This window comes from Sphingomonas sp. KR3-1 (assembly GCF_040049295.1).
GTDB lineage: Bacteria > Pseudomonadota > Alphaproteobacteria > Sphingomonadales > Sphingomonadaceae > Sphingomonas.
In genome coordinates this window covers 675144-687249 of sequence record NZ_JBDZDQ010000002.1, presented here as the reverse complement: position 1 = coordinate 687249, position 12106 = coordinate 675144, and the positions used below count along the sequence as shown (strand labels likewise).

The following is a 12106-nucleotide window of genomic DNA, read 5'->3' as shown; positions in this document are numbered from 1 at the left end:
ATCGCGCGAACGTCCTTCTACTCTGGTCAGACCGGCGACCCCCGGTTCCGACCTGATCCGGGTCATTCGTTGAGCAGTTTGATGCCGGTCTGCCTATGATTGCGAACTCGCAATCTCTGTCGTTGAGATAGTCGAACAGCGCCTCAAGTCCGCGTCTTTGCTCCCATCCGACTGCGAGCGGACGGACGCAAGGCGATGCACGCCGTGCCGACGCCACAATGCCTCTTGACCGGTTGAAGATCACCAAGCTCTCAGCGTGCTGGCCCAGTTTGTGCTCCAACCTCCCTTCCGATTTGGGTCAGGTCTTGGATCAGCTCCGGATCGTCCAAGAGGAACGCGCTTGGACCGTCGAATCCCTCGAGCTGCATCTTGCTCGCCTGATCGGGGTACATCGGTGCGAGGACGCGCCAGACAATGTCGGCGCTGGCGGTCGCGGTGCTGCTCGCCAACCGGTAGTTGCGCGCGTCCGCTCCCCCGAGTGCCAGGCCGGAAATCGCGATCATCTTGTTCGTGCCTGGCAGCGCATCGGCGAACATGCCCGCGCCCGCCGCGACGCTGAGCTGGTCGCCCGCGACCATGCCGTTGAACACCGCATGGCTGGCATCGATCCGCGCATCCGCGTTGCCGTCATACGCCTTGTCGATGCCGGTGATCCCGCCGATCGAGCCGATCACCGCCACGTCGATGTTCGCCGTCGCAGTCGCGATGCCGGCCAGCACGTAATTGCCCGCGTCCGCGCCGCCCAGGCCGATGCCGGCGATCGTTACCGTCTTGCCCTGTCCGGCATTCTTGTCGGCAAAGCTGCCTGTCGCCAACGCGACGCTCAGCGAGTCGCCCGCGATCAGCCCGGCGAACCGGGCCTGCGAGACGTCGAGTGTCGCGGCGGTGGTGCCATCATAGGTCTTGCTCGCAGCACTAATCCTGCTGAGCGTCACCACTGCGCGGGCGATGTCGGCGCGGGCGGTCGCCCCGGTCGATGCGAGAACATAATTGCCCGCATCCGCGCCGCCCAGGCTTAGCCCGCCGATGTTCACCAGCTTGGCGCTGCCGGCATTCCTGTCGGCGAACGTGCCGCTGGCCGAGGCGAGCACCAACCGGTCCCCCGCGATCGCATCGGTGAAGCGCGCGCCCGTGAGATCGAGCGTCGCCGCGGTCGTGCCGTCATAGGTCTTGCCGAGCGCCACGATCCCGGTGACGGCGCTGATGGTCGCCTGGCGGATCGTCGCGCTGGCCACCGCATCGGCAGAGGCGAGGACATAGTTGCTGGCATCGGCGCCGGTGAGCGCCAGCCCGATCGCCACCGTCTTGCTCGCGCCGGCATTCTTGTCCGCGAAGCTGCCCGTGGCCGATATCCCGAGATCGTCGCCCGCGACCGCGCCGCCGAGATGCGCGCCGGACAGGTCGAGCGTCGCCGCGGTGCCGCCATCATAGGTCTTGTCATTGGCGATGATGCCGGTGACCGCCGCGATCGTCGCGCGGGCGATGTCGGCACTGGCGGTCGCGCTGGTCGAGGCCAGGACATAATTGCCCGCATCCGCGCCGCCGAGCATGATCCCGCCGATGCCGACGGTCTTGCCGGCGCCGGCATTCTTGTCGGCGAAGCTGCCGGTCGCGCCGGCGAGCATGACGGTGTCGCCCGCGATCACGCCGCTGAGCACCGCACCCGAAAGGTCCAGCGTGGCACCGGTGGTGCCGTCATAGACCTTGTTCGCCGCCTGGATGCCGGAGACGCCGAGCAGCGCCGGCGTGATGGTCGCGGAGGCTGCAGCGCTGCTGGCCGCCAGCACATAGTTGTTGGCATCGGCGCCGCCGAGCGCCAGGCCGGTGATCGTCACAAGCTTGTTCGTGCCGGCATTCTTGTCGGCGAAGCCGCCGCTGGCCGAGACCGTGAGCGTATCGCCCGCGATCATCCCCGCGAACAGCGCGCCGCCGGTATCGAGCTGCGCGCGCGTCGTGCCGTCATAGGTCTTGTCGCGGGCGGTGATACCGGTGACGCCGGTGATCGTCGCCCGCGCGATGTCGGCGCTGGCGGTCGCGCTGGTCGAGGCCAGTACATAATTGCCCGCATCGGCGCCGCCCAGCGCCAGGCCGGAGATGTTCACCAGCTTGCCGGCGCCGGCGTTCTTGTCGGCGAAGCTGCCGCTGGCCGAGACGGTGAGCACATCGCCTGCGATCATCCCGGCAAATGCCGCGCCGGCGGTATCTAGCTGGGCGTTCGTCGTGCCGTCATAGGTCTTGTCGCGCGCGGTGATGCCGGTGACGCCGGTGATCGTCGCCCGCGCGATGCTTGCCTGGACGGTCGCACTGCCGAGCACCAGGTCGTAATTGCCCGCATCGGCACCGCCGAGCGCGAGCCCGGTGACGGTGACCACCTTGCCGGCACCGGCATTCTTGTCCGCGAAGCTGCCACTGGCCGAAAGTGTCAGCGCATCGCCCGCGACCGCGCCGGTGAAGGTCGCACCCGAGAGGTCGAGCACCGCCGCCACCGTACCGTCATAGGTCTTGTCCGCGGCGACGATGCCGCCCAGTCCTGTGATGATCGCGCGGGCGATGTCGGCGCTCGCGGTGGCGCTGGTCGAGGCCAGCACGTAATTCCCCGCGTCCGCACCGCCGAGCGCCAAGCCGGAGATGTTCACCGTCTTGCCGGTGCCGGCATTCTTGTCGGCGAAGGCGCCGGTCGCGCCCGTAACCGCCAGCACATCGCCAGCGATCATGCCGGTGAAGCCGGCATGCACCGTATCGAGCACAACGCTCGTCCCACCGTCATATGTCTTGCCGGCGGCAGTGATGCCGGTCACTGCGCCGATCGTCGCACGGGCGATGTCCGCGCTTGCGGTGGCACTGGTCGATGTCAGCACATAATTGCCGGCATCCGCACCGCCCAGCGCCAGACCGGAAATGTTCACCGTCTTGCCGGTGCCGGCATTCTTGTCAGCGAAGCTGCCCGATGCGCTGGCGACGGTAAGCACATCGCCTGCGATCATCCCATTGAATCCGGCATGCGCGGTGTCGAGTGCGGCGCCGGTGGTGCCGTCATAGGTCTTGCCCGCAGCGGTGATGCCGGTGACTGCGGCGATCGTCGCACGGCCGATGTCGGCGCTGGCCGTGGCGCTGGTCGAGGCCAGCACATAATTGCCGGCATCCGCACCGCCCAGCGCCAGGCCGGAGATGTTCACCGTCTTGCCCGTGCCGGCATTCTTGTCGGCGAAGCTGCCCGATGCGCTGGCGACGGTAAGCGCGTCGCCCGCGATCATCCCATTGAATCCGGCATGCGCGGTATCGAGCGCGGCGCTGGTGGTGCCGTCATAGGTCTTGCCGGCAGCCGTGATGCCGGCGACGCTGGTGATCGTCGCGCGGGCGATATCGGCGCTGGCCGTCGCACCGGTCGAGGCCAGCACGTAATTGCCCGCATCGCTGCCACCAAGGCCGATTCCGGTGATCATCACGGTCTTGCCCGTGCCGGCATTCTTGTCGGCAAAGCTGCCCGACGCGCTTGCCACCGTCAGCAGATCACCTGCGACCATCCCGGTGAACCCCGCATGCGTCGTATCGAGCGCGGCGCCGGTCGTGCCGTCATAGGTCTTGCCGGCGGCGGTGATGCCGGTGACCGCGGCGATCGTCGCACGAGCGATATCGGCGCTTGCGGTCGCTCCGGTCGAGGCCAGCACATAGTTGCCCGCGTCCGCACCGCCCAGCGCCAGGCCGGAGATGTTCACCGTCTTGCCGGTGCCGGCATTCTTGTCGGCGAAGCTGCCCGATGCGCTGGCCACCGCCAGCACATCGCCAGCGATCATGCCGGTGAAGCCTGCATGCGCGGTATCGAGCGCGGCGCCGGTGGTGCCGTCATAGGTCTTGCCCGCGGCGGTGATGCCGGTGATCGCGGTGATCGTCGCACGAGCGATATCGGCGCTGGCGGTGGCGCTGGTCGAGGCCAGCACATAATTGCCCGCATCCGCGCCGCCTAGCGCCAGGCCGGAGATGTTCACCGTCTTGCCCGTGCCGGCATTCTTGTCGGCAAAGCTGCCCGAGGCGCTGGCGACGGTAAGCGCGTCGCCCGCGATCATGCCCGTGAAGCCCGCATGCGCGGTATCGAGCGCGGCGCCGGTGGTGCCGTCATAGGTCTTGCCCGCAGCGGTGATGCCGGTGACCGCGGCGATCGTCGCACGGCCGATGTCGGCGCTAGTCACCGCATTGGTCGAGACGAGCCGGTAATTGGCCGCATCGGCGCCGCCCAGCGTCAGGCCGAAGACATAAAGGGTCTTTCCGGTTCCGGCATTCTTGTCGGTGAAGAAGCCAGAGCCGCTGCCGACGCTCAGCGCATCGCCCGCGATCATGCCGGTGAAGCCGGCATGCGACGCATCGAATGCGGCAATGGTGGTCCCGTCATAGGTCTTGCCGATGCCGGTGATCCCGGTGATCGCGCTGATCGTCGCCCGCGATATCGATGCGGTGATCGGCGCCACGCTGAGTTCGTAATTCCCCGCCTCGCTGCCGATCAGCGAGCCGGTGAACGCAATGGCCTTGCCCGTGCCGGCATTCTTATCGGCAAAGGCCAGGGCACCGCCGTCGATCGACACGTCGTCGAAGCCGACGATCCCGTCCAGCGTTCCCCAGGAGGTTACAGTCGCATCGGTGGTGCCGTCATAGACCTTGTCGGCGACCGTGACGCCCGAAAGCGTGAGCATCGCCTTGGTGATCTCGCCGGTAAGCGTCACGCTGGTCGAGGCCAGGACATAGTTGGCGCCATCCGCACCGCCCAGGGCGAGGCCCGTGACGTTGACGGTCTTGCCCGCGCCGGCATTCTTGTCAGCGAAATCCGCGGTGTAGGAGACCAGGCCGACGATATCGCCGCCCAGCACGCCGTTCAGGTCGACCCCGAGATCGAGCGTCGCGGTGGTCGTGCCGTCATAGGTCTTGGTATCGACGCGCAGCGCGGAGGCCGGCGTGATCGTCTTCGGCGTGATGTCCGCCGCGGCGGTTGCCGTTGCCGCGATCATGTAGTTGCCCGCATCGGTGCCTGTGAGCGCGATGCCGCCCAGCGTCACGGTCTTGCCGGTTGCGGCATTCTTGTCGTCGAAGCTGGCACTGCCGTAGCTGAAGCCTACGCTGTCGCTGCCGACCACCCCAGTGAGCGTTCCGGCGCTGGCGACGTTCGCCGTGACACCGCCGTCATAGACCTTGTTCGCCGCGGCGAAGCCCGACAGCGTCAGTAGCGCGCGCGTGATCGTGCCGACCACCGACGTATCGGGCGAGACGAGATAGTAGTTGCCCGCATCGGCACCCCCCAGCGTCATGCCGGTGACGGTGACGATCTTGCCGGTGCCCGCCTTGGCGTCCGCATAGGCTCCGCTGCCCGATGCAAGGGTAAGGTCGTCGCCGGCGAACATCTGGTCGAAGGTCGCGCTCGACAGGTCGAGCGACGCCGTGGTCGTGCCGTCATAGGCGCGCGTGGCGGCGATGGCGACGCTGGTCAGCGGCGCCTTGCTGATCTCGCCGAGCGCCGTCGCGGTCGTGTCGGCGAGGATGTAGTTGCCCGCATCCACGCCGCCCAGGCTCAGCCCGGTCACATGGACCAGCTTGTTGGTGCCGGCATTCTTGTCGTCGAATGCACCGGTGCCGCTGGCGACCTCGAGCTGGTCGCCGGCAACCATGCCGACGAAGGTCGCGCCCGAATAGTCCAGGTCGGTATCGGTGCGCGTGTCGTACATCTTCGCGCCGCCGCCGATGCCGGTGATCGCGCTGATCGTCGCTGGCGTGATGTCGGCGGTCGCGCCGCTCTGGGGCGCGAAGGCATAGTTGGCCGCGTCGGCGCCGGTGAGCACGCCGCCGCTGATCACCACGGTCTTGGCGGTGCCGACATTCTTGTCGAAGAACGCGCCCGTCGCCGAACCGAAGCCGACCGCGTCGCCCGCCAGCACCCCGGCCATCGACACCGCGGAGGTGTCGAGCGTAGCGGTGAGCGTGCCGTCATAGACGCGGCTCGACGCCGTGACACCGGAAAGCGTGATCAGAACCCGCGCGATGTCCGCGACATGCGTGCCGCCCGCGAGCGTGTAGTTGGATGCAAGGCCGGTGCCGTTGCCTAGCGCGAGCGAGCCGAGCGATACGCTGCGACCATTGCCCGCGCTCTTGTCAGCGAGTTGCCCGATGCCGGTCAGGGTCAGCGTTTCGCCATTGGCGAGATTGCCGAGCGTGAAGATCGACGCGGCGAGATCGGTGGTCCTGTCGTAGGTGCGTGCGCCGCTGAGCGCAATCACGCGCGGCGTGACCGTCAGACCGCCGCTGCCATAGGCAATGTAGTAGTCGGTGGCATTGCCGACCGCGTAGCCGTAGCTCAGCAGGTTCGGCGTGAACCAGCCATAGGTGCCGGCATTGGCGGTGGCGCCCGCAGCACTGCCCCAACCGAGGAGCAGATTGCCCGTGCCGACCCCGCTCAGCGTCAGGGCCGAAAGCGCCGGGTTGGCGTCGCCATAGCTGCGCGACAGGCTGCCGGCGATGCGGACATAATAGTCGTAGAGCGGCACGCCGGCGAATTCGCGCAGCAGCGGCGCGCCGCCGGCCTTCGGCGTGCCCCATATATTCGCGAAGTCCCATCCGGCATCGATGAAGGTGAAGGGATCCGCCATCTGCGCGCTGGTCAGGCCGGTGCCCTTGCCGGTGTCGCTCTGGCCGCTGGTCTGACTGTCGTAGAAGCTGGCGGTAACCGTTGCGCCGTTCAGCAACCGGCCGACCAGCCCGCCGGTCGTCGTGGCATCGCCGCTGGTTACTGCGCCATCGGCATAGGCGCGGTAGATCGAGCCGTCGCTGTAGCCGGCCAGCCCACCCACGGTTGCGCTTCCCGTGACATTGCCGGTGGCGAAGACGTCGTGGAGGTCGACTTCATTGTAGCCGATCAGGCCGCCAATCTGCGTTCCCGGGCTGGTGACGTCTCCGGTTGCAAAGGCTCGGTCGACCTTCCCGCCGAAATAGGCGAGGCCGATCAGGCCGCCCAGATTGCCCACGCTGCCCCCGGATACGTTTCCGCTCGCCCACACATCGCTGATATCGCCCGCATCGAGTACGCCGAGGAGGCCACCACCACCGGAGCGCGCGGCGGTCACGTTGGCGGTGGCGCTCGACGAGGTGATTGCGACTCCCCCGAACCTGCCGACCAACCCGCCGACAAAGACGATGCCGCTGACCGTCGAGCCGGTGGCGGTCGCGTGATCGATCGACACGCGCCGCGCAGAATACATCGTGCTTCCGTTGTCCGCGACTACGCCGATCAGCCCGCCGATTTGCTGCGAGCTGCCCGACACACTCCCGGTCGAGATCACGTCGCCCGACGCACTCACATTGCTGACCGTCACCTCGAGCAGGTCGGAATAGAGGCTGCCGACCAGCCCGCCCAATCGACCGGCATTGGCGGTGACGTCGCCGCTGGCGGTGCCGCGAACGATCTGGACGGTGTTGCCCGTGCCGAGCAATCCTCCCACATCGCCCGTGTCGGCGTTGCCATTGTGGTCGGCGGTGAGCGTCACATTGCCCGAGGCGCTGACGTCGGTGAGGCTGGAGTCGGTGCTCGAGCCAATCAGCCCGCCGAAATAGCGCGTCCGCCCGGTGCCGCCGCTCGTCGAGCTGCCTGATACCGCGCCGCTCGCCTGCGCATCCGAGACCGATCCGTCGCTGATCTCGCCGATCAGCCCGCCCAGATACTCGGTGTTGCCCAGGCTGGCGACGCTGACATGCCCGATCGCGCTCGCCTGCGTCACCAGGCCTGCATTGGCCTGGCCGACCAGCCCGCCGACATAGCTGGCGTCCTTGCCCGCGCTGACATCGACATTGCCGAGCGCCTGGACATTCGCGAGGCTGGTCGGCGCGGCCGATGCGCCGGACAGGTCGGCGAACCCGATCAGCCCGCCGACATGCGATATCGACAGGCTGCTCTGCGTCGTCACCGAGACCGCGCCCGTCGCGGAAGCATCGGAGATCGTGCTGTTATTGGTATAGCCGATCAACCCGCCCACCGCATCGATGTCTCGGTTCCCGGTTATCGTCACGCTTCCGCTGGCGACGGCGCCGCTGATCTGCGTGCTGCGGGCGCGGCCGATCAGCCCGCCAAAGCCCGATATGACCGTCTCGGACCCCGAATAGGCCAGATTGGTCACGGCGCCCGAAGCGCTCACATTATCGAGGCGATAGCCGTCCAGGCTGGCGATCAGCCCGCCCACATACCATCGCCCGCTCACATTTCCCGATGCGTGCGCATCCTGGATCAGCGGGAGCAAGGTCCCCGTCTCCGCCCATCCGACGAGCCCGCCCACATAATTGTAGCCGGTGACGCTTCCGCTCGCGGACACGTTCTGCATGCCCGCCTGGTTGAGGAAGCCGATGAGCCCACCGGCGCGGTCGGCGGTAGACGTTACCGTGACCGACGAGTGCACATCGTAGAGCATCGGCGATGTGGTCTCGACTTGGCTGATCGCGTAGCCGGCCAGCCCGCCCACCTCCGTGCCGCCGCGCACCTGACCGCTGACCAGGACATTGTGAGTCAATCCGCCGATATAGCCGGCAAATACGCCGCTATCGTAGCCGCCGCGGATATTGGCGTTGCTGACGTTGAGGTTCCGCGCCGTGCCGAGCATCTGGCCGAACAGGCCGACCTCGATCTCCGTCGGCCGTGCGATCACCAGCCCGTCGACCGCATGTCCGAGCCCGTCGAGCACGCCTTGGAAATTGGCGATCGGCGCGAATCCCTTGCCGGCGTTCCATCCCGACGTCGCGCTCGCATCGATGTCGGCGCCCAGCGCGTAGCGCGCGTTCGCGTCGGTCGCGATGGCCTGGAGGTCGGCGATGTTGTCGATCACCGTATAGGCGACGCCGTTGATCGTCAGCAGCCCCGCCCCTGCCCGGTCGAAGCTCACCCGCCCGGTAAAGCCGCTCAGGTCGCCGGCGATGTTCACCTTCACCGTGCCGCCGGCGACGCCGGGCTCGCCGCCATTGGCGGTGCCAGTGTTCATCACCAGCGTGCTGGTGCCGAGCAGGTTGAGCTCGGCCTTGATCAGGATGTCGCGCGCCGCGGTAAGCGTCAGCGTGTTGACATAGGCGTTGACGTCGTCGGCCAGTGTGATGTCGCCGCCGCCGCTCGCCGCGCCCGCCGAGCTTTCAATCGTCACATTGTTCGACAGCAGCAGCGCGGTCAGGCCGGTGCCGGTGATGTCTTCATTGTCGCCAAACCCGGCGACGCGATAGTCGTGCGGATCGATCAGCAGCGTACCGGTCCTGCCTTGCGGCGCGGCGGTGGTGATCCGCGCCCCGTCGGCAATGTGGACCTTCGCCGCCGAGGTCTCGACGAAGCCGCCATCGCCGCCGCCGGGCGCCGACGCGTCGAGCGTGCCCGAGACTTCGACCGCACCGTTCGCCATGTCACCAAGCAGGTAGATCCGCCCGCCCTTGCTGCCGATCGTCTGTGCCTCGATCATGCCGCTATTGTTGACTACGCTCTTCATCGCGTCCGATGCGCCCTTGGCAGTGAGCACCACCAGCCCGCCCTTCGCCGCGATCAGCCCCTTGTTCTCCACCAGCGTGGCGAGCGTCGCGCCCTTGACCTCGACCGAGAGCAGCCCGTCGCCGTCGAAATCGAGCAGCACGTCGCTGCCAGCTGCCATCGCGGTGTCGCCGGTGATCGCGCCGTTGTTGCGCACGCTCGGGGCGATCAGCGCGACTACCGCGCCCTTCAGGCTGCCCTGGTTCTCGATCGTGCCGCCGGTGCCGGTGAAGCGGTAATTGCCGGCGAGGAAGTCCGCGTCCTTGATTGCCAGGGTCGAGGCGACGAAACCGCCGGTCTGCACCGCGCCTTCCTTGCCGATCACGATCCCGTTGGGATTGACCAGGAACACCTTGCCGTTGGCGTTGAGCGCCCCGAGGATCTTCGAGGGGTCCTGGCCGATCACGCGGTTGAGCGCGACCGAATTGACCGTCGGCTGGTTGAAAGTGACCGTCTTGCCCGTATCGATCGAGAAGCTCTGCCAATTGGCGATCAGCTTGTCCGATTTCTGGTCGATCGTCAGCGCATTGCCGTCCTGGGTGATCGTCGCCGATCCTGACACGACCTGGCCGCCGCTCGGCAGGCTCTGCGCCCAGGCGGGACCGGCGAGGATGCTAGAGGCGAGAACCAGCGCGCGGAGCAGGCGGCGCGTGCGGAGGCGAGTATTGGTCATGTCGATCCCCTTCAGAACCGGAGGGCGCCCTGGAGCCAGAATTGCGAGCGGTCGCGTGTGCCGTCGGCATTGGCGCCGGTGATCGCGCTGCGTCCGGGATTGCTGCCGAGCGCGACTGCGTAGCTCAGCGAGAGATTGAACTTGCGGTGCGTCCAGCGTGCGGCCGCGCCGACGCTCGACAGCGCGTAGCTGTTGCAGCCGCACTGGTTGAACAGCGGCACACGCCCGCTATCGGCATTGATCCAGATCCGCCCGGCGTCGAGGAAGCCGGCGAGCTGGAACGTGTCCCGCCCGTTCTCGAACGGCATGTCATAGCGCAGTTCGACCGTCTCGATCAGCCCGGCATCGCCCTGTCCGTCGCCCACGCCATAGCCGCGCACGGCATAAGGGCCGCCCAGCCCGATCTCTTCCGAACTGTCGAGGTTCCGGCTCGCCCATTGGCCATAGGCCCGGGCGAGCAGTGAGAAATTGCGGGGCAGCTTCTGCAACCGCACCAGGTTGATATCGACATGATGGAAGCTGCCATCGGTGCGCAATCCGGCGCGATCGACGGCAAGCGCCGCCGGCACGCGCGAAAGATCGAGCGTCCCAAAGCTCCAGTCGATCGACCAGCTCGTCAGCCCGCCGCCGCCAAGTGCGTCGCGGTCATCGCCGTGCAGGCCAAGCGTGCCGGCAAGGATCCGCTTGTCCTGCAGCCTGCCCAACAGGCTGTCATCCGCCAGCAGCTTCCAGGAAAGCCCGGCGGTGAGCCGCAGGTTGAGCGTGCGCGAACGCAGCAGCCCGGCATCCAGCCCGTAGCTAAGGAACTGGGCGTGGCCCTTCAGGTCGAGCGCGCGGCCGATCGGGTCGCGGTTGCGATAGTCGAGATAGGCATAGCTGGCGTTGAGCGTCACGCCGCTCGCATCGAGCGGCAGCGCCACTGCTGCCTGGAGGTATTTCTGGCCTTCGGAAAGCGTGCCGCTCAGCCGCGCCATCTCCCCCGCGCCGCTCAGGTCGGAGAGCGTGACCGCGGCATTGGCCTGCCACCGACCCGTGCTCGCCGTCCCGCCATTGTCGCCCCAGGCCTCGAACGAGACCGGGGGCTGCTCATCGACCTGCACGCTGAGCCGGGTGGTGCCCGGCCGCGCGCCGGGCATCAGCCGGGCGTGCGCGGAGACGCCGGGCAGATCGCCGATGCGGAGCAATGCCGCCTCGAGATCGGCTTTCTGCACCGTGCCGCCGCCTTGCTGGTTGAGGATGCGTGTGAGCAACCCCGCATCGATCCGCGTGCCGGTGCCGCGCTCGACCTCGATCGCGTCGAGCGTGCCTTCGGCGAGCGTGATCGTCACTTCGCCCTGGGTCACGTCCTGGGGCGGTAGCTGCGCATAGCCGAGCATGTGGCCGCTTGCCTGGATCGCCTGGGTCGCCATGTCGGCGATCGCCCGGATTCCGGATATGCCCAGCCGCTTCCCTTCCGCCGACGCGGCGATCCGCTGGCGATCCGCCTCGGGAAGCAGGTCGAGCTTGCCCGCGAAGTGCAGCGTGCGAACCAGCACGGTCTCGCCCTGCTCTGGCTGGTTGGGCGGCGGCGCCAGCGGATCGGCCTTCGGCTCGATCTTCTGTGGCGTCTTCAATTCCTGTTGCTGCTGCTTCTGGCGCAGCAGCGCGCCGGCATCTTGGGCCTGCGCGGGCGTCCAGGCGAGCAGCCCCGCCGCTGATCCGCACAGCAGCGCGCCCAATCGCCGCGATCCGATGGTTCCCCGTACCATAGCGCCCTCCGGCCCGAGGATGCGCGAAGCCATGCCGCGGCGCGCGTGCGTCGCAGCTGGCCCCGGTTCCGCGAACCTCTGCCTTGTTGTTGCCGGGGCATCGGATATCGCCCGGGCCGGTCGACCGAAATACCATGAATATGGTATTGGCCGGGGCGT

The 12106-nt window shown here is 67.5% G+C and carries 2 protein-coding genes; both read right to left on the bottom strand.

Features of this window, described 5'->3' with window-relative positions; translation table 11 throughout:
* Nucleotides 1–251: 251 nt before the first annotated feature.
* Entirely contained in the window at nt 252–10199 is a 9948-nt protein-coding gene (locus ABLE38_RS14980; RefSeq protein ID WP_348975030.1) for a YDG domain-containing protein, read from the bottom strand.
* Nucleotides 10200–10210: 11 nt separating this feature from the next.
* A complete protein-coding gene (locus tag ABLE38_RS14975) occupies nt 10211–11947 on the bottom strand; it encodes a ShlB/FhaC/HecB family hemolysin secretion/activation protein (RefSeq protein WP_348975029.1) in 1737 nt (578 codons plus the stop codon).
* Between the last annotated feature and the right edge of the window lie 159 nt (nt 11948–12106).

Excerpts from the sequence above, each read along its gene's own strand:
- ABLE38_RS14975 (WP_348975029.1), bottom strand. The coding sequence starts at position 11,947 with ATGGTACGGGGAACCATCGGATCGCGGCGATTGGGCGCGCTGCTGTGC.
- ABLE38_RS14980 (WP_348975030.1), bottom strand. The coding sequence starts at position 10,199 with ATGACCAATACTCGCCTCCGCACGCGCCGCCTGCTCCGCGCGCTGGTT.